Annotated in this window: 29 protein-coding genes; 28 read left to right on the top strand and 1 reads right to left on the bottom strand. The window is 56.0% G+C overall.

Going from position 1 to position 17849, the window contains the following annotated elements:
- From rplD to rplQ, 26 genes are all read left to right on the top strand, one after another.
- On the top strand, positions 1-606 hold the full coding sequence (gene rplD, locus R1T46_RS21450; protein WP_007154015.1) for a 50S ribosomal protein L4: 606 nt from the start codon (positions 1-3) through the stop codon (positions 604-606).
- A complete protein-coding gene (gene rplW, locus R1T46_RS21445; RefSeq protein ID WP_007154014.1) occupies positions 603-896 on the top strand; it encodes a 50S ribosomal protein L23 in 294 nt (97 codons plus the stop codon). Before rplD ends, rplW begins: the two co-directional genes overlap by 4 nt.
- A 17-nt stretch (positions 897-913) precedes the next feature.
- Complete coding sequence (rplB, locus tag R1T46_RS21440; RefSeq protein ID WP_007154012.1) at positions 914-1741, top strand: 50S ribosomal protein L2; 828 nt, start codon at positions 914-916, stop codon at positions 1739-1741.
- 23 nt (positions 1742-1764) lie between these two features.
- On the top strand, positions 1765-2040 hold the full coding sequence (gene rpsS, locus R1T46_RS21435) for a 30S ribosomal protein S19 (RefSeq protein WP_007154011.1): 276 nt from the start codon (positions 1765-1767) through the stop codon (positions 2038-2040).
- A 16-nt stretch (positions 2041-2056) separates the two neighbouring features.
- A complete protein-coding gene (rplV, locus tag R1T46_RS21430) occupies positions 2057-2389 on the top strand; it encodes a 50S ribosomal protein L22 (protein WP_007154010.1) in 333 nt (110 codons plus the stop codon).
- 11 nt (positions 2390-2400) lie between these two features.
- Positions 2401-3084 carry a 30S ribosomal protein S3 gene (rpsC, locus tag R1T46_RS21425; protein ID WP_007154009.1) on the top strand — a complete coding sequence of 228 codons (684 nt, stop codon included), beginning with the start codon at positions 2401-2403 and terminating at the stop codon, positions 3082-3084.
- Between the two features lie 12 nt (positions 3085-3096).
- The gene (rplP, locus tag R1T46_RS21420) at positions 3097-3510 is read left to right on the top strand and encodes a 50S ribosomal protein L16 (RefSeq protein WP_007154008.1); all 414 of its coding nucleotides are present in this window, start codon (positions 3097-3099) and stop codon (positions 3508-3510) included.
- Positions 3510-3701: a 50S ribosomal protein L29 gene (gene rpmC, locus R1T46_RS21415; RefSeq protein ID WP_007154007.1), complete on the top strand. Its 192-nt coding sequence runs from the start codon at positions 3510-3512 to the stop codon at positions 3699-3701. Before rplP ends, rpmC begins: the two co-directional genes overlap by 1 nt.
- A gap of 1 nt (position 3702) precedes the next feature.
- Positions 3703-3969, top strand: a complete 267-nt coding sequence (gene rpsQ / locus R1T46_RS21410; protein ID WP_007154006.1) for a 30S ribosomal protein S17 — start codon at positions 3703-3705, stop codon at positions 3967-3969.
- 58 nt (positions 3970-4027) lie between these two features.
- Entirely contained in the window at positions 4028-4396 is a 369-nt protein-coding gene (gene rplN, locus R1T46_RS21405; RefSeq protein WP_114335795.1) for a 50S ribosomal protein L14, read from the top strand.
- A gap of 16 nt (positions 4397-4412) precedes the next feature.
- Positions 4413-4733 carry a 50S ribosomal protein L24 gene (gene rplX, locus R1T46_RS21400; RefSeq protein ID WP_007154004.1) on the top strand — a complete coding sequence of 107 codons (321 nt, stop codon included), beginning with the start codon at positions 4413-4415 and terminating at the stop codon, positions 4731-4733.
- 15 nt (positions 4734-4748) lie between these two features.
- On the top strand, positions 4749-5288 hold the full coding sequence (gene rplE, locus R1T46_RS21395) for a 50S ribosomal protein L5 (protein ID WP_317306968.1): 540 nt from the start codon (positions 4749-4751) through the stop codon (positions 5286-5288).
- 12 nt (positions 5289-5300) lie between these two features.
- Positions 5301-5606: a 30S ribosomal protein S14 gene (rpsN, locus tag R1T46_RS21390; RefSeq protein ID WP_007154002.1), complete on the top strand. Its 306-nt coding sequence runs from the start codon at positions 5301-5303 to the stop codon at positions 5604-5606.
- A gap of 89 nt (positions 5607-5695) precedes the next feature.
- Complete coding sequence (gene rpsH / locus R1T46_RS21385) at positions 5696-6088, top strand: 30S ribosomal protein S8 (protein ID WP_317306967.1); 393 nt, start codon at positions 5696-5698, stop codon at positions 6086-6088.
- Between the two features lie 9 nt (positions 6089-6097).
- Entirely contained in the window at positions 6098-6631 is a 534-nt protein-coding gene (rplF, locus tag R1T46_RS21380) for a 50S ribosomal protein L6 (protein WP_317306966.1), read from the top strand.
- A gap of 9 nt (positions 6632-6640) precedes the next feature.
- Positions 6641-6988 (top strand): 50S ribosomal protein L18, encoded by a 348-nt coding sequence (gene rplR / locus R1T46_RS21375; protein WP_317306965.1) that lies wholly within the window; start codon positions 6641-6643, stop codon positions 6986-6988.
- 12 nt (positions 6989-7000) lie between these two features.
- The gene (gene rpsE / locus R1T46_RS21370; protein WP_007153998.1) at positions 7001-7501 is read left to right on the top strand and encodes a 30S ribosomal protein S5; all 501 of its coding nucleotides are present in this window, start codon (positions 7001-7003) and stop codon (positions 7499-7501) included.
- A gap of 4 nt (positions 7502-7505) precedes the next feature.
- Complete coding sequence (gene rpmD / locus R1T46_RS21365) at positions 7506-7694, top strand: 50S ribosomal protein L30 (protein ID WP_007153997.1); 189 nt, start codon at positions 7506-7508, stop codon at positions 7692-7694.
- Position 7695: 1 nt separating this feature from the next.
- Positions 7696-8130 (top strand): 50S ribosomal protein L15, encoded by a 435-nt coding sequence (rplO, locus tag R1T46_RS21360; protein ID WP_273065612.1) that lies wholly within the window; start codon positions 7696-7698, stop codon positions 8128-8130.
- A 17-nt stretch (positions 8131-8147) separates the two neighbouring features.
- On the top strand, positions 8148-9470 hold the full coding sequence (secY, locus tag R1T46_RS21355) for a preprotein translocase subunit SecY (protein ID WP_007153995.1): 1323 nt from the start codon (positions 8148-8150) through the stop codon (positions 9468-9470).
- 30 nt (positions 9471-9500) lie between these two features.
- Positions 9501-9614 carry a 50S ribosomal protein L36 gene (rpmJ, locus tag R1T46_RS21350; protein WP_008174902.1) on the top strand — a complete coding sequence of 38 codons (114 nt, stop codon included), beginning with the start codon at positions 9501-9503 and terminating at the stop codon, positions 9612-9614.
- Positions 9615-9755: 141 nt separating this feature from the next.
- Complete coding sequence (gene rpsM, locus R1T46_RS21345; RefSeq protein ID WP_007153993.1) at positions 9756-10112, top strand: 30S ribosomal protein S13; 357 nt, start codon at positions 9756-9758, stop codon at positions 10110-10112.
- A gap of 13 nt (positions 10113-10125) precedes the next feature.
- On the top strand, positions 10126-10515 hold the full coding sequence (rpsK, locus tag R1T46_RS21340; protein ID WP_007153992.1) for a 30S ribosomal protein S11: 390 nt from the start codon (positions 10126-10128) through the stop codon (positions 10513-10515).
- Between the two features lie 18 nt (positions 10516-10533).
- Positions 10534-11154, top strand: coding sequence for a 30S ribosomal protein S4 (gene rpsD, locus R1T46_RS21335; RefSeq protein ID WP_007153991.1), 621 nt, complete (start codon positions 10534-10536; stop codon positions 11152-11154).
- Positions 11155-11189: 35 nt separating this feature from the next.
- Positions 11190-12194 (top strand): DNA-directed RNA polymerase subunit alpha, encoded by a 1005-nt coding sequence (locus R1T46_RS21330; RefSeq protein WP_036203352.1) that lies wholly within the window; start codon positions 11190-11192, stop codon positions 12192-12194.
- Positions 12195-12227: 33 nt separating this feature from the next.
- Positions 12228-12623, top strand: a complete 396-nt coding sequence (gene rplQ / locus R1T46_RS21325) for a 50S ribosomal protein L17 (protein ID WP_317306964.1) — start codon at positions 12228-12230, stop codon at positions 12621-12623.
- Between the two features lie 72 nt (positions 12624-12695).
- On the opposite strand, the gene uvrA is transcribed toward rplQ, so the two are convergent.
- On the bottom strand, positions 12696-15518 hold the full coding sequence (uvrA, locus tag R1T46_RS21320; RefSeq protein WP_317306963.1) for an excinuclease ABC subunit UvrA: 2823 nt from the start codon (positions 15516-15518) through the stop codon (positions 12696-12698).
- Between the two features lie 212 nt (positions 15519-15730).
- Between uvrA and R1T46_RS21315 the strand changes: the two genes are divergently transcribed.
- Together R1T46_RS21315 and ssb are read left to right on the top strand one after the other, a co-directional pair.
- A complete protein-coding gene (locus tag R1T46_RS21315) occupies positions 15731-17101 on the top strand; it encodes an MFS transporter (RefSeq protein ID WP_317306962.1) in 1371 nt (456 codons plus the stop codon).
- A 57-nt stretch (positions 17102-17158) separates the two neighbouring features.
- Positions 17159-17701, top strand: a complete 543-nt coding sequence (ssb, locus tag R1T46_RS21310) for a single-stranded DNA-binding protein (protein WP_022989938.1) — start codon at positions 17159-17161, stop codon at positions 17699-17701.
- Positions 17702-17849: the final 148 nt, after the last annotated feature.

The raw sequence follows: 17849 nt of genomic DNA, 5'->3' as shown, positions 1-17849 counted from the left end.
ATGGAATTGACTATTACAGGTAGCGGCAAGGGAATCTCGGTTTCCGACGCTGCATTCGCCAAAGATTTTAATGAGTCACTGGTTCACCAGGTTGTCACCGCGTATATGTCCGGTGCGCGCCAGGGTACCCGTGCTCAGAAAACACGTTCGGAAGTCGCTGGTGGTGGTAAGAAGCCCTGGCGTCAGAAGGGTACGGGTCGTGCCCGTGCCGGTACCATCCGCAGTCCGCTGTGGCGGTCCGGTGGTGTTACCTTCGCTGCCAAGCCTCAGAGTTTTGAGCAGAAGGTAAACCGCAAAATGTACCGCGCAGCGATGCGCTCCATTTTTTCCGAGCTGGTCCGTCAGGAGCGCCTGGTTGTGGTCGACGACATGAATGTCGAAACGCCCAAGACCAAGGCCTTCACTGCCAAGCTGAGCGATATCGGTGTCAGTAACGCGCTGATTCTGTCCGACAACGTCGAGCAGAACCTGCACCTGGCCTCGCGCAATATCCCGCACGTTGATGTGCGTGATGTCGCCGGCCTTGACCCGGTTAGCCTTGTCGCCTTCGACAAAGTGGTTGTGACTGTTCCCGCTCTGAAGAAAATCGAGGAGATGCTGGGATGAATCAGGAACGTATTTACAAGGTTCTTCTTGGGCCTCACGTATCAGAGAAAGCCTCTCTGGTCGCGGAAAGTGGTCAGGTGGTATTCCGTGTAGCCCCTGACGCAACCAAGCCCGAGATCAAGAAAGCCGTTGAGCAGCTGTTCAACGTCACCGTCGAAGGTGTTCAGGTTCTGAACCGTAAGGGTAAGCTCAAGCGTACCGTTCGCGGCTTCGGCAAGCGTGCTGACATTCGTAAGGCTTACGTTAAGCTTGCGGACGGTCAGGACATTGATTTTCTGGATGTGGAATAAGGTAAAGGGGTCGTAAAATGCCGATCGTCAAAACCAAGCCAACATCTGCCGGCCGCCGTCACGTTGTTAAGCTCTTTAACCCTGATCTTCACAAGGGGCGCCCTTACGAGCCGTTGGTAGAAACTCTGAGTAAATCGGGTGGTCGTAACCATTTTGGTCGCATCACTACCCGTCACATTGGTGGTGGACATAAAAAACACTACCGTGTCATTGACTTTAAGCGGACCAAAGATGGTATCCCGGCGACTATCGAGCGCCTGGAATACGATCCTAACCGCTCTGCGCACATCGCGCTGATCAAGTACGCCGATGGCGAGCGTCGCTACATTATCGCTCCCAAAGGTATGCAGATTGGTGACCCTGTGCGCTCCGGCATCGACGCGCCGATTAAAGTAGGAAGCACGCTTCCGCTCCGGAATATTCCGGTCGGTTCCGTGATTCACTGCGTCGAAATCAAGCCTGGCAAAGGTGCTCAGCTGGCTCGCTCTGCGGGCGCATCCGTACAGCTGGTTGCTCGGGAAGGGGCTTATGCCACCATCCGCCTGCGCTCAGGTGAAATGCGTAAGGTGCTTGTTGACTGTCGCGCAACGTTGGGCGAAGTGTCCAACAGCGAACACAGCCTCAAGCAGCTTGGTAAAGCGGGTGCATCACGTTGGCGCGGTAAACGTCCAACAGTACGTGGTGTTGCTATGAACCCAGTTGACCACCCACATGGTGGTGGTGAAGGGCGTACCTCTGGCGGGCGTCACCCGGTTACTCCGTGGGGTGTTCCGACCAAAGGGCATAAGACTCGTAAGAACAAACGTACTGATAAGATGATAGTACGTCGTCGTTCAGCCAAGTAAACGACTACATAGAGGTAAATGCTGTGCCACGTTCTTTGAAGAAAGGTCCTTTTATAGACCTGCATCTGTTGAAGAAGGTCGAGGCAGCTCTGGAAGCTAACGACAAGCGGCCGATCAAAACCTGGTCCCGCCGGTCGACAGTGTTTCCGGAGATGGTAGGCCTGACCATTGCAGTCCACAACGGCAAGCAGCACGTGCCGGTTTATGTCACCGAAGATATGGTCGGGCATAAGCTGGGTGAGTTCGCGGCGACGCGTACTTATCGTGGTCATGCGGCCGACAAGAAAGCTAAACGCTGATTGTGAGGTAATAGAAATGGAAGTAGCAGCCAAGTACAAGGGCGCTCGCCTCTCAGCTCAGAAAGCCCGTCTTGTCGCTGACCAAGTGCGCGGCAAGGCTGTTGAGGACGCCCTGAACATTCTGACTTTCAGCCCGAAGAAGGCGGCGGTCATTCTCAAGAAAGCCCTTGAGTCTGCCATCGCTAACGCTGAGCACAACGAAGGTCTGGACGTAGATGATTTGCGGGTTTCCACCGTTATGGTGGATGAGGGTCCGACGCTCAAGCGAATCAAAGCTCGAGCCAAGGGGCGCGCTGACCGGATTTTCAAGCGCACCTGTCATATCACCGTCAAGGTCGCCGACAAGTAGGAGATGCTCAGATGGGTCATAAAGTAAATCCAACCGGCATGCGCCTGGGTGTGATCAAAGAGCACAACTCAGTGTGGTATGCCGAAAAGGCGGAATACGCGAACAACCTGTTGAACGATATTCAGGTTCGCGAATTCCTGGACAAGCGTCTGGTAAAGGCGTCTGTCAGCAAGATTGTGATCGAGCGCCCTGCTCAGAACGCCCGTATCACGATCCATACAGCCCGTCCCGGTATTGTTATCGGTAAGAAGGGTGAAGATGTTGACCGTCTGCGTCGCGAAGTCAGCGACATGATGGGTGTGCCCGTGCACATCAACATCGAAGAAGTCCGCAAGCCGGACCTGGATGCCCGCTTGGTCGCGCAGAACGTTGCCGGTCAGCTGGAGCGTCGTGTGATGTTCCGTCGCGCTATGAAGCGTGCGGTACAGAACGCCATGCGCCAGGGTGCGAAAGGCATCAAGATTCAGGTAGGCGGTCGTCTCGGGGGTGCTGAAATTGCCCGTTCCGAGTGGTATCGCGAAGGTCGTGTACCGCTGCACACACTGCGTGCAGACATTGATTACTCGACCTACGAAGCGAAAACCACTTACGGCATTATCGGCGTCAAGGTATGGATCTTCAAAGGTGAGATTCTTGGTGGTATGGAGCAGGTCCGTGCTGACAAGAAAGCCTCTGGGAAGAAAGGTTCTAAGTAAAGGGGCACTCAAATGCTGCAACCAAAACGCACCAAATTTCGCAAGGTAATGAAAGGCCGTAACACCGGTCTTGCGCACCGTGCTAACAAGGTGAGCTTCGGTGAATACGGATTGAAGGCGACAAGCCGTGGACGTATAACTGCGCGCCAGATTGAGGCAGCGCGTCGTACCATGACTCGCCGCATCAAGCGGGGCGGTAAGATCTGGATCCGGATTTTCCCGGACAAGCCGATCTCCAGCAAGCCGCTCGAAGTACGAATGGGTAAAGGTAAGGGTTCTGTCGAGTACTGGGTGGCTGAAATTCAGCCAGGCCGGATGCTGTATGAGATGGAAGGTGTTTCCGAGGAAATCGCTCGTGATGCGTTCACTCTTGCTGCGGCCAAGCTGCCCGTACAGACCACCTTTGTAACGAGGACGGTGATGTGATGAAAGCAACAGAGCTGCGTGACAAGTCAGTCGAGGAGCTGAACAAAGAGCTGATCGACCTCCTGAAGGAGCAGTTCAACCTGCGCATGCGTAAGGCGACAGGTCAGCTGAATCAGTCTCATCTTCTTCCGAAGGTGAAGCGTGACATTGCTCGCGTGAAAACAGTTATGAATGAAAAGGCAGGACAGTAACATGACTGAAGCTACCCAAACTGCCAGAACCCTGAGCGGCAAGGTCGTGAGCAACAAAATGGAGAAATCCATTGTGGTTCTGGTTGAGCGCCAGGTTAAGCATCCTCTGTACGGTAAGTACATGAAGCGTTCATCCAAAATTCATGCTCACGACGAGAGCAATCAGTGCAACATCGGTGACACCGTTACAATCCAGGAAACCCGCCCGGTCTCTAAGACCAAAAGCTGGGCTCTGGTGGAAGTCACCGAACGCGCATCGAAGGTGTAACTCGCCCGGACGGTGAGTCTTGTCGTAACGGCAAAGTGGTTTCTGCTGGAGAATAACCATGATTCAGACTCAAACAATGCTTGAAGTCGCGGACAACAGCGGTGCACGTCAGGTTATGTGCATCAAGGTCCTGGGCGGTTCACATCGGCGTTATGCCAGCGTTGGGGATATCATCAAGGTAACCGTTAAGGAAGCCATCCCCCGCGGTAAAGTGAAAAAAGGCCAGGTCCTGAAAGCTGTTGTTGTACGTACCCGTAAAGGTGTGCGTCGTCCCGACGGGTCGCTTATTCGTTTCGACGGAAACGCGGCAGTACTTCTGAACACTCAGGACGCACCCATTGGTACCCGTATCTTCGGACCGGTTACCCGTGAACTGCGAAATGAGAAGTTCATGAAAATTATTTCACTGGCACCCGAAGTACTTTAAGGACCAGAGGCCGGTTATGAAAAAGATCAAACGAGATGACGAAGTAATCGTCACTACGGGGAAAGACCAAGGCAAACGTGGTAAAGTCCTGAAGGTTCAGGACGATGGCCGGGTTGTTGTTTCTGGGATCAATATGATCAAGAAACACACCAAGCCAAACCCGATGCTCGGCACCCCAGGTGGCATCGTCGAAAAAGAAGCACCTATCCAGGCTTCCAACGTGGCTATTTTTAATCCGCAGACCGGCAAAGCCGATCGCGTAGGCTTCCAGATCAAGGAAGACGGCGCTAAAGTGCGGATCTTTAAGTCCACGAAAGAAGTCGTCGATAACCAGTAAGCGGTGGTGGTTACGATGCTTAACATGAAAGAGCAGTACAGTAAGGAAGTGGTACCCGCCCTGCAGAAAGAGTTCAGCTACAAGAACATCATGCAGGTGCCGTGTATCGAAAAGATCACCCTGAATATGGGTGTCGGCGAAGCGGTCGGTGACAAGAAGCTGATTGAAAATGCTGTGGCGGATCTAGAACGCCTGGCAGGTCAAAAAGCGGTTGTCACTTTGGCACGTAAATCCGTAGCGGGCTTTAAAATCCGTGAAGGTTGGCCGATCGGTTGTAAAGTTACCCTGCGCGGTGAGCGTATGTGGGATTTCTTTGATCGTCTGGTTCACATTGCGGTACCCCGCATTCGTGACTTCCGCGGTCTGAATCCCAAGTCCTTCGATGGTCGCGGTAACTACAGCATGGGTGTGCGTGAGCAGATCATTTTCCCCGAGATCGAGTACGACAGAGTCGACAAGATCCGCGGACTTGATATCACCATTACCACCACTGCCGGTACCGACGATGAAGGTCGCGAACTGTTGAAAGCCTTCGGCTTTCCGTTCAAGAAATAAGGAACGAGTGTAATGGCTAAGGTTTCCATGAAGAACCGCGAGTTCAAGCGTGAAAAAACCGTTGCGAAGTACGCAGCGAAGCGCGCAGAACTCAAGGCGATTATCAAGAACCCGAATACCAGCGATGATGACCGTTGGGATGCACAGATGAAGCTGCAACAGCTTCCTCGTGATGCGTCTCCCTCGCGTCTTCGTAATCGTTGCCAGGTTACAGGTCGTCCCCATGGCGTTCTGCGCAAGTTCAAGTTGTCACGTATCAAGTTGCGTGAAGCTGGCATGCGCGGTGATGTCCCGGGCCTGACCAAAGCAAGCTGGTAAGGCAGGTACTCTGACCGCAGGTCAGGTGCCCGTTGGTAAGCGGTGCGGCGCGCCGCTGCACAACTAAAAAGATCAGGAGTCTCATACCAATGAGTATGCAAGATACGCTTGCGGATATGTTTACCCGTATCCGTAATGCCCAGATGGCACAGAAGGTCGATGTGGCCATGCCATCTTCAAAGATGAAGATCTCCGTAGCCCAGGTCCTTAAGGACGAAGGTTACGTAGCCGATTTTTCCGTCTCAGCTGACGCGAAACCCGAGCTGACCATTAACCTCAAGTATTTCGGTGGCAAGCCGGTTATTGAGGAAATCAAGCGGGTCAGCCGTCCGAGTCTGCGCCAGTACAAGGGCGCTGGGGAGCTGCCGAAGGTATCCGGTGGTCTGGGAGTCGCGATTGTCTCTACGTCCAAGGGCGTAATGACAGACCGCGCTGCACGTGCTGCCGGCGTGGGTGGCGAAGTCATCTGCACCGTATTTTAGGAGATACACATGTCCAGGGTTGCCAATAATCCTGTCGTGCTGCCTTCCGGTGTTGAGGTTAAGCTGAACGGACAGGAAATTAATGTGAAGGGGTCCAAGGGATCGCTTCAATTCACCATCCACCATGTGGTAGAGGTTACGCAGGAAGAAAGTGTTCTGCGCTTCGCACCCCGTGATGGAGCCAAACAGTCCCGCGCTCTTGCTGGTACTACCCGCGCATTGGTCAACAATATGGTGACCGGTGTGTCTGCAGGCTTTGAGCGCAAGCTCGCGCTGACGGGCGTAGGCTACCGTGCCCAGGCGCAAGGTAAGAAGCTCAATCTGACACTGGGTTTTTCACACCCGGTTGAATATGAGCTGCCCGAGGGGATTACCGCTGAAACTCCGTCCAATACGGAAGTTGTGATTCGCGGAATCGACAAGCAACAGGTTGGCCAGGTCGCTGCAGAAGTCCGCGCATTCCGTCCGCCAGAGCCTTACAAAGGCAAGGGTGTGCGTTATGCGGATGAGCAGGTCAGACGCAAAGAAGCCAAGAAGAAATAAGGCGGGACTATGAGCGCGAATAACGAAAGATTGCGTCGCGCACGCAAAGTGCGCATGAAGATCCGTAAGCTGGGCAGCAACCGCCTGTGTGTACATCGTACACCTCGGCACATGTACGCCCAGGTTACGACTGCAGACGGCAGCAAGGTGCTGGCGGCTGCCTCCACGTTGGATAAGGACCTGCGCCAGGGTGCAACCGGTAACGTGGACGCTGCCAAAAAGGTCGGTCAGCTGATTGCTGAGCGTGCCAAGGCAGCAGGTGTAGAGCAGGTCGCTTTTGACCGCTCCGGTTACCGTTATCATGGTCGCGTCCAGGCTCTGGCCGACGCAGCCCGTGAAGCTGGCTTGCAATTCTAAGAGGTGGAGAAGATGAGCGTTAACGAACAGAAGGCGCCTGAGCTCCAGGAGAAGCTGGTTCAGGTCAATCGCGTCGCCAAGGTTGTTAAGGGCGGTCGTATTTTTGCCTTCACTGCACTGACTGTAGTGGGTGATGGTAAAGGACGCGTTGGTTTCGGTCGTGGCAAGGCGCGTGAAGTGCCGGTTGCGATCCAGAAAGCGATGGAAGCTGCACGCAAGAACATGGTCGACATCCCGCTTGACGGAAATACCCTGCAGTATGCGGTTAAAGCGCAGCATGGTGGCTCCAAGGTTTACATGCAGCCTGCATCAGAAGGTACCGGTATCATCGCCGGTGGCGCGATGCGTGCGGTACTGGAAGTAGCGGGTGTGCAGAACGTACTGTCCAAGTGTTACGGGTCTACTAACCCGGTGAACGTGGTACGTTCCACCATCAAGGGTCTCCAGGCAACTCAAGCGCCTGAAGATATTGCAGCCAAGCGCGGTAAATCCGTGGAAGAGATTCTGGGTTGAAGTCATGGCGAACGCAAAAACGATCAAAGTAACACTGACCCGCAGCCCCATCGGCTGTCAGCCCAAGCACAAGCTGTGCGTCAAGGGCTTGGGTCTTCGTAAAATCGGTCACACCGTGGAAGTGGAAGATACACCTTCCATCCGCGGTATGATCAACCGGGTTAACTACCTGGTGCAGGTAGAGGAGAACTAAGATGCGTCTAAACGAACTTAGTCCGGAGCCTGGTTCACGTCCCGCCGCCAAGCGCGTGGGTCGCGGTATCGGTAGCGGTATCGGCAAGACCGGTGGTCGTGGTCACAAGGGTCTGAAAGCTCGTTCCGGCGGCAGTGTTGCACCTGGTTTCGAAGGTGGTCAGCAGCCGTTGGCCCGTCGTCTGCCGAAATTCGGTTTCACATCGCGCCAGCAGCGCTATGTGGCTGAAATTCGTCTGAACGAACTGGCGAAAGTTGACGGTGACGTAGCCGATCTTGAAGCCCTGAAGAAGGCTGACATCGTTCGCGAAGAAATTCGTGAAGCGAAGGTTATTCTGTCCGGCGAACTGAGCCGCGCAGTGACTGTCAAGGGTCTGAAGGTGACCAAAGGCGCACGCGAGGCGATCACTGCCGCGGGCGGTAAAGTCGAAGACTAAGGCGAGTCGAGGACTAAATGGCCAAGAACGCATCATTGCCTGCGGGCGCGGGTAAAGGACTGGCAGAGCTGCGATCGCGGCTCTGGTTTGTCTTCCTGGCATTGCTGGTGTACCGGATCGGTGCCCACATCCCGGTGCCGGGTATCAACCCCGACCGTCTGGCAGCACTGTTTGAACAGAACCAGGGCACAATCCTGAGCATGTTCAACATGTTTTCCGGTGGTGCGCTTGAGCGAATGAGTATCTTCGCACTTGGTATCATGCCGTACATTTCAGCCTCTATTATTATGCAGCTGATGACAGCGGTCAGTCCGACGCTGGAGCAGCTGAAGAAAGAGGGTGAAGCTGGCCGTCGCAAGATCAGTCAGTACACGCGGTATGGTACGGTTATCCTGGCTCTGGTTCAGGGCTTCGGTATTTCTGTCGGGCTGGCATCCCAGGGTGTAACCTTCAACGACAGCTTCAGCTTCCACTTTGTGGCCGTGGTATCCTTTGTCAGTGGTGCCGTGTTCATGATGTGGTTGGGTGAGCAGATCACCGAGCGCGGCGTCGGTAACGGGATTTCCCTACTGATTTTCGCCGGTATTGTTGCTGGCCTTCCGGGTGCCATAGGGCAGACCCTGGAGCAAGCTCGCAACGGCGAGATGAGTCTGTTAGTGGTTCTGGGTATTGGCATCCTGGCGGTTGCGGTAATTGGCTTCGTGGTGTTTATGGAGCGTGGTCAGCGTCGACTGACCATCAATTACGCCAAGCGCCAGCAAGGCCGGCGGGTATTTGCTCAACAGTCCAGCCATTTGCCGCTAAAAGTGAATATGGCTGGCGTCATTCCGCCGATCTTCGCTTCCTCCATTCTGCTGTTTCCGGCGTCGCTGGGTCAGTGGTTCGGCCAGGGCGAGGGCATGGAATGGCTGAGTGATATTTCTCAGGCATTGGCACCTAGTCAGCCTCTATACATCATTCTGTTTGCAGCAGCAGTCGTTTTCTTCTGCTTCTTCTATACAGCGTTGATGTATAACCCGAAAGAAGTTGCGGATAACCTCAAGCGCTCAGGCGCGTTTATTCCGGGCATTCGTCCGGGCGATCAGACTGCCAAGTATATTGATGGTGTGCTGACCCGCCTGACTCTGTTCGGTGCAATGTACATTGCAGCAGTGTCCCTGTTCCCTCAGTTTCTGATGGTTGCCGGGAATGTGCCGTTCTACCTGGGCGGCACGTCTCTGCTGATTGTTGTAGTCGTGGTGATGGATTTCATGGCTCAGGTTCAGTCGCACCTGATGTCTCATCAATATGATTCGTTGATGAAGAAGTCCAATCTCAAGGGCTATGGTCGGAACGGATAATCCCGTTCCCCTTGAAAACTGGAGTCGACAATGAAAGTACGCGCTTCGGTAAAGAAAATTTGCCGTAACTGCAAAGTAATTCGTCGCAATGGCTCAGTACGAGTCATTTGCTCGGAGCCTCGCCACAAGCAGCGTCAGGGTTAATCCTTACGGATTCAACACTGACATTGTAAAGGGTACGATTAATGGCGCTTGACCTCGGGTGGGGTCAGGCGCTATTATTTCGCGCCCTTTTATAGTGGCGGAAAATTCACACAGCAAAGCTTTGAACGCGGAGTAATTTGGATGGCACGTATAGCCGGTGTCAATATACCCGATCACAAACATGCTGTTATCTCTCTGACTTACATTTTTGGAGTCGGTAAGACAGCAGCCCAGAAGCTTTGCGATGCAACCGGTGTTAAGCCGGACGTCAAGGTCAAGGACCTGTCCGACGAGCAGCTTGAATCACTTCGTACCGAAGTAGGCAAGCTGGCTGTCGAAGGCGATCTGCGTCGTGAAGTTCAGATGAACATTAAGCGTTTGAAGGATCTCGGTTGCCACCGTGGTCTGCGCCACCGTCATGGACTTCCTGTCCGTGGCCAGCGCACAAAGACCAACGCCCGCACCCGTAAAGGTCCTCGCAAACCTATTCGTAAGTAACAGGTAGGCAAACATGGCAAAGCCAGGTACACGTACCCGTAAAAAGGTGAAAAAGACGGTTGTTGATGGCGTCGCGCACATTCACGCGTCCTTCAACAACACTATCGTGACCATTTCCGACCGTCAGGGCAACGTATTGTCCTGGGCCACCTCTGGTGGTTCTGGTTTCCGTGGGTCGCGCAAGAGTACACCTTTTGCTGCGCAGGTAGCAGCTGAAAGAGCCGGTAATGCGGCTGCTGAATACGGCCTTAAAAACCTGGACGTAGAGGTTAAAGGTCCGGGGCCCGGACGTGAATCTGCGGTTCGTGCGCTGAACGCGTGCGGCTACAAGATCACTAACATCACTGATGTGACGCCGATTCCCCATAACGGTTGTCGTCCGCCCAAAAAGCGCCGCGTCTAACACAGGAGACAGTGAATTATGGCTCGTTACATAGGCCCGAAGTGCAAGCTGTCTCGTCGTGAAGGGACAGATCTTTTTCTGAAGAGCGGTGTTCGCGCGCTCGATTCCAAGTGCAACATCGAGACTCCGCCGGGTATGCACGGCGCGCGTCGCGGTCGTCTGTCCGAATATGGCGTACAGCTTCGTGAAAAACAGAAAGTCCGTCGTATCTACGGCGTACTGGAGAAGCAATTCCGCAACTATTACAAAGAGGCCGCCCGCATCAAGGGTGCAACCGGTGAGAACCTGTTGCAGCTGCTGGAAGGCCGTCTTGATAACGTTGTCTATCGCATGGGTTTTGGTTCTACCCGTGCTGAGTCCCGTCAGCTCGTTTCTCACAAAGCGATCCTGGTCAACGATAAGCTGGTGAATATCCCGTCTTATCAGGTGCGTCCAGGGGATGTTGTGAGCGTGCGTGAGAAGGCAAAAAACCAGCTTCGCGTTAAAGGCGCGCTGGACCTGTCTTCCAGCCGCGCACCGGTGAGCTGGGTAGAGGTCGACGCCAGCAAGATGTCCGGCGTTTACAGGTCAGTGCCCGAGCGCACTGAATTGCCGGCCGACATCAACGAGAACCTCATCGTCGAGCTTTACTCCAAGTAAAGCCCAGTTAGCAACGAGAGCAATTAGGGGCGTCTATGCAGCGTTCAGTACATGAGTTATTGACACCTCGTACCATTGACGTGAAAGAATCAAGCGCCATGCGCGCCAAAGTGACCTTGGAGCCTCTGGAAAGGGGCTTCGGTCATACTCTTGGTAGCGCACTGCGTCGGATACTCTTGTCCTCCATGCCGGGCTGTGCCATTACCGAGGCGCAGATCGACGGCGTGTTGCACGAGTACAGCGCGATCGAAGGTGTTCAGGAAGACGTCATTGAGATTCTTCTGAATCTTAAAGGCGTGGCCGTGAAAATGGGCGGCCGGGACGATGCCGAGGTAACCCTCAGCAAGAAAGGCCCGGGCGTCGTCACTGCCGGTGATATCAAGCTGGATCACGATGTCGAGATCACCAACCCGGAACATGTGATCTGTCACCTGAGTGCCAATGGTGAAGTGAACATGCGTCTTAAGGTTGCCCGTGGTCGCGGCTATGAGCCTGCTGATCAGCGGGGTCTGGACGAGGACGAAACTCGCGCCATTGGACGCCTGCAACTGGACGCAACTTTCAGTCCGGTCCGCCGTGTTGCCTACGCCGTGGAAAGTGCACGGGTAGAACAGCGCACCGACCTGGACAAGCTGGTTATTGATCTGGAAACCAATGGTACGATCGACCCGGAAGAAGCGATTCGCCGGGCCGCGACCATCCTCCAGCAACAACTGGCCGTGTTTGTTGATTTCGATCACGAGAAAGAGCCCGAGCGTGTTGAGGAAGAGGAAGAAATCGATCCGATCCTCCTGCGTCCGGTTGATGATCTGGAATTGACAGTGCGTTCAGCTAACTGCTTGAAGGCTGAGAATATTTACTACATCGGCGATCTGATCCAGCGCACTGAAGTTGAGCTGCTGAAGACGCCTAACCTTGGTAAAAAGTCGCTTACTGAGATCAAGGACGTGCTCGCGTCCCGCGGTCTGTCACTGGGTATGCGTCTTGATAACTGGCCGCCGGCTAGCCTTCGTGGCGACGACCGGGTCCTGGGCGGTTAATCGCCGATTAGTTTAAGGTAAGGAATCAGAGCAATGCGTCATCGTAAGAGTGGTCGTAAGTTCAGCAGGACCAGTGCGCATCGCAAGGCCATGTTCCGTAACATGACTGCGTCACTGGTTGAACACGAGCTGATCAAAACTACGCTCCCGAAAGCGAAAGAACTTCGCCGGGTAGCGGAGCCTTTGATCACGCTGTCAAAGAATGATTCGGTCGCGAATCGTCGTCTGGCGTTTTCTCGCCTGCGTGACGATGCGGCGGTTGCCAAGCTGTTCAATGAGCTTGGTCCCCGTTACAACGAGCGTCCGGGTGGTTACCTTCGTATCCTGAAGTGTGGCTTCCGTGCCGGCGACAATGCCCCCATGGCATTTGTAGAGCTGGTTGGTCGTCCGCTGGACATCGAAGCTGAAGAAGTGGACGACGAAGAGTAAGTTCTTCCGAGTCCATAAAAAAACCGGGTTCCGTGAGGTTCCCGGTTTTTTTGTGCCCGCTCCTCCGGCGGGCTATTTGATGTGCATTGGTTTCAGGTAGCGTCCTGTGTGGGACGCCGGATTGTCCGCCACCTCCTCCGGAGTTCCCTCGGCAATAATCTGCCCGCCACCAGAACCACCCTCGGGTCCGAGGTCCACAATCCAGTCCGCCGTTTTAATCACATCCAGGTTGTGCTCGATCACTACAATGGTGTTGCCATGGTCCCGCAGTCGCTCCAGTACGTTCAGCAATTGTTGGATGTCGTAGAAGTGCAGGCCGGTGGTCGGCTCGTCGAGGATGTACAGGGTTTTACCGGTATCGCGCTTGGACAGTTCCTTGGCCAGTTTTACCCGCTGGGCTTCTCCGCCGGACAATGTGACGGCGCTTTGGCCGAGGCGGATGTAGGACAAGCCCACGTCGATCAGGGTTTGCAGTTTTCGGGCGATGAAGGGCACGGCGTCGAAGAATTCACGGCCTTCTTCAACGGTCATTTCCAGCACTTCGTTGATGTTTTTGCCTTTGTAGCGGACTTCCAGGGTTTCGCGGTTGTAGCGTTTGCCTTTGCAGATGTCGCAGGGCACGTACACGTCGGGCAGGAAGTGCATTTCTACTTTGATTACGCCATCGCCCTGGCAGGCTTCGCAGCGGCCGCCTTTGACGTTGAATGAGAATCGGCCGGGTTTGTAGCCTCTGGACCGGGCCTCCTGGGTGCCGGCGAAGAGTTCACGGATGGGGGTGAACAGGCCGGTGTAGGTAGCCGGGTTGGATCTGGGGGTTCGGCCGATGGGGCTCTGGTCTATGTCGATGACCTTGTCCAGGTGGTCCAGGCCCTTGAGGTTTTTGTAGGGGGCGTGGCTCAGGCTGGTGGCTTTGTTCAGCTTGGCTGCCGCTACCGGATAAAGGGTGGCGTTGATCAGGGTGGATTTGCCGGAGCCGGATACGCCGGTGATGCAAGTCATCACGCCCAGTGGCAGGTTCAGGGTGACGTTCTGCAGGTTGTTTCCGGAGGCGCCGGATAGCACCAGTTTTTTGCCGTTGCCTTTGTTTCGGGCTTTGGGAACGGCAATTTCCATTTCGCCACTGAGATACTGGCCGGTCATGGAGGCCGGGTTGGCGATGATCTCGGCGGGGGTGCCGCGGGCGACGATTTCGCCGCCGTGTACGCCGGCGCCCGGGCCGATGTCGATGACGTAGTCGGCGGCGCGGATGGCGTCTTCGTCGTGCTCCACCACGATCACGGTGTTGCCCAGGTCCCGGAGGTGAGTGAGGGTTGCCAGCAGGCGGTCGTTGTCACGCTGGTGCAGGCCGATGGATGGCTCATCCAGTATGTACATGACGCCCACCAGGCCCGCGCCTATCTGGCTGGCCAGGCGGATGCGTTGGGCTTCACCGCCGGACAGGGTGTCGGCGCTGCGTTCCAGTGTGAGGTATTCCAGCCCGACGTTAACCAGGAATTGCAGGCGTTCGCGTACTTCCTTGAGGATTTTCTCGGCAATTTCACCTTTGCGGCCGGGCAGGGCCAGTTCGCTCACGTAACGATGGGCGTCGCCGACAGGCAGTCGGGTGATTTCCGGCAGGGTACGCTCTTCGATAAACACATGGCGGGCGCTGCGGCGCAAGCGTGAGCCGCCACAATCCTTACAGGGCTGGGTGCTGAGGTTGCGGGCCAGTTCTTCCCGCATGCTCTGGGAGTCGGTTTCCCGGTAGCGGCGTTCCAGGTTGGGCAGTATGCCCTCGAACGGGTGCGCCTTTTCCATGATATGGCCGCGGGAATTCACATACCGGAAGGTGATGTCTTCATCGCCGGAACCATACAGCAGGGCCTGCTGGAAGTTCTCCGGGAGCTCTTCCCAGGGTGTTTCAAGATCAATACCGTAGTGCTCCGCCACGCTGGTGAGCATCTGGAAGTAGTACACGGCGCGGCGGTCCCAGCCTTTGATGGCGCCGGAGGCCAGGGTGGCTTCCGGGCTCTGGATAACCTTTTCGGCGTCGAAAAACTGGCGCACGCCCAGGCCGTCACAGGTGGGGCAGGCGCCGGCCGGGTTGTTGAAAGAGAACAGCTTGGGTTCCAGTTCGCTCAGGGCGTAGCCGCATTGGGTACAGGCGTAGCGGGCTGAGAAGGTGTGTTCCTCGCCTTCGCCGGTCATGGGCGCGACCAGGGCAATGCCGTCGGCCAGTTCCAGGGCGGTTTCAAAGCTCTCGGCCAACCGCTGCTCCAGGCCTTCCTTCACCTTGAACCGGTCGACCACCACATCAATCTGGTGTTTGCGCTTTTTATCCAGCGCCGGTACATCGTCGATATCGTAAACGGTGCCGTCGACCCGCAAGCGAATAAAGCCCTGGCTGCGCATGGTGTCGATCACCTGCAGGTGTTCGCCTTTGCGATCCCGGATGACCGGCGCCAGGATCATCAGTTTGCTGCCTTCCGGCATGGCCATCACCTGGTCCACCATCTGGCTCACGGTCTGGGCTTCCAGCGGCTGGCCGTGGTCCGGGCAGCGGGGTTCGCCGGCGCGGGCGAACAGCAGGCGCAGGTAGTCGTATATCTCGGTAATGGTACCCACAGTGGAGCGCGGGTTGTGTGAGGTGGACTTCTGCTCGATGGAAATGGCCGGGGAAAGGCCTTCGATGTGGTCCACATCGGGTTTTTCCATCATCGACAGGAACTGGCGGGCATAGGTGGACAACGATTCCACGTACCGGCGCTGGCCTTCGGCATAGAGCGTATCGAACGCCAGGGAAGATTTACCGGAACCGGAAAGGCCTGTGATGACAATCAGCTTGTCCCGCGGCATATCCAGGTCGATGTTCTTCAGGTTGTGGGTGCGTGCACCCTTGATCTGGATATGGTCCATAACACCTCGCTTGGGTAAAAACGTCGATTATATCGTTTTCGGGTGGCGCCGGCTAAACCGTGTACAGATTCCTCTGGCTGCTCTAGGCCGCCCGCAGCCGCTTTCTGCCACCCCGTTGTGAGTAGTCCCGTCTGCATAGCGCTTCTGGTACAATGCGCCGCTCGCAGTGACAGGCTGCGCCTATACATTCAACCAGTCCGGCACGGGTTAGCATGAACGCGCTTGAAAAACGCTCAGTAGTAGCTCTGGCATCGGTATACGCCATGCGTATGCTGGGCCTGTTCATGGTAATGCCGGTCTTCGTTTTGCTGGGCAGCGACCTCGAAGGCGCGACGCCCGCGCTGATCGGTTTCGCGATTGGTGCCTACGGCCTGAGCCAGGCACTGCTGCAGATTCCGTTCGGTTTGCTGTCAGACCGGGTTGGCCGCAAACGGATGATCTACATCGGCCTGATTCTGTTCGCAGCCGGTAGTGTGCTGGCAGGCGCTACCGATTCCATATACGTAGTTATTGCCGGGCGGATTCTTCAGGGCGCCGGCGCGATTGCCAGCGTACTGATGGCGTTGCTCAGTGATCTCACCCGGGAGGAGCAGCGCACCAAGGCCATGGCCACCGTGGGCATTTCCATTGGCCTGTCGTTTTCGGTCTCCCTGGTTATGGGTCCGCTGCTGGGTGCGGCCTGGGGGCTGTCGGGGATTTTCTATACCACCGCGGTACTGGCGGTTCTGGCGTTGGTGGTGGTTGCCCGGGTTGTGCCCACGCCGCACCAGCACAAGGTCAGTGCCGACACCCATCCGGCCCGGGAAATGGTCAGCCGTGTCCTGGCTGATGGCCGGCTGCTGCGGCTCGATTTCGGCATTTTCATCCTGCACTTTGTGCTGACCGCGCTGTTCCTGGTGTTCCCCACCATGTTGCAGGACCAGTTGGGTCTGAAGGCCAGTTCCCACTGGTGGTTCTATCTCAGCGTTATGATTACTTCGTTCTTCGCCATGGTGCCTTTCATTATCATTGGCGAGAAGAAACGCAAAATGAAACCGGTGCTGTGCGGTGCCATCGCCTTGCTGGCATTGGCGGCTGCGTCGATGACCGGTGTTGGCCAGAGCCTGTGGCTGGCGTGGGCTGTGCTATTCTTCTTCTTTATGGCGTTCAACCTGCTGGAAGCCAGCTTGCCGTCGCTGATCAGCAAAGAAGCCCCAGCCGCGGCCAAGGGCACGGCCATGGGCGTGTATTCCACTTCCCAGTTCTTCGGCGCGTTTCTGGGCGGCGCACTGGGTGGCGGGCTGTTGCAGACCGCTGGCCTGGACGGTGTGCTCTGGCTGATGGCCGCAGCGCTGGTGGTTTGGCTGCTGGTGGCGTTAACCATGCCTGCACCGGGTTACACCACCAGTTTTGTGGTACAGCTGAAAAACGCCGTGAGTATCAGTTTTGACGAGATCGACCAGAACCTGCGAAAACTGCCGGGCGTGGAAGACGTGGTGATCGTGGAAGAGGCCGCCATGGCGTACCTGAAGGTAGACCGTCAGCATTTTCGGGAAGAGCAGCTTGCGCACTTTGAATTTGTGCGGCAGGGTAGCACTACTTAAAACACAGGATGCCTGCATGGAACGCAGGCGTTCAGCAAAAGAGACCAGGAGCATACAATGGCACGAGGCGTAAACAAGGTAATTCTTATCGGTAATCTGGGCCAGGATCCGGATACCCGTTACACCCCGAACGGCAACGCGGTGGTAAACCTCAACCTGGCGACCGATGAAAGCTACAAGGATCGTCAATCCGGCCAGCTGGTACCGAAAACCGAGTGGCACCGGGTGGTGTTGTTCGGCAAGGTGGCTGAAGTGGCGGGGCAGTACCTGCGCAAAGGTTCCAAGGTGTATATCGAAGGGCGCCTGCAAACCCGCAAATGGCAGGGGCAGGACGGCCAGGACCGTTACACCACCGAGATCGTGGTGGATATCAACGGCCAGATGCAGATGCTCGACAGCCGTGGTGGCGAAGGCGGCATGAACCAGGGCGCGCCCCAGGGCCGGCCCCAGCAAGCGGCCAGCTACAACAACCCGCCCCCGCAACAGCAGCAGGGTGGCCAGGGTAACCAGGGTGGCGGATACAGCAACCAGCCGCCCCAGCAGCAGGGCGGCGGCATGCCGGAGCCGATTGACGACTTCGACGATGATATTCCGTTCTGACCCAGATCAAAGGCCCGCGCTCTGCGCGGGCTTTTTGGTGCGCCCGGCACGGGCGCACTCCTGGAGGTGGAAGTCCTCCCGTGAGCTGGCCACAGCGAACGAAGTGAAGCGCAACTGCGGAAGGGTGACCGACCGTGGAGAGGAAGCG

Source organism: Marinobacter salarius (assembly GCF_032922745.1).
Classification (GTDB): Bacteria; Pseudomonadota; Gammaproteobacteria; order Pseudomonadales; family Oleiphilaceae; genus Marinobacter.
The sequence above is the reverse complement of the archived record's forward strand: the minus strand, read 5'-3'. Positions and strand labels throughout refer to the sequence as shown.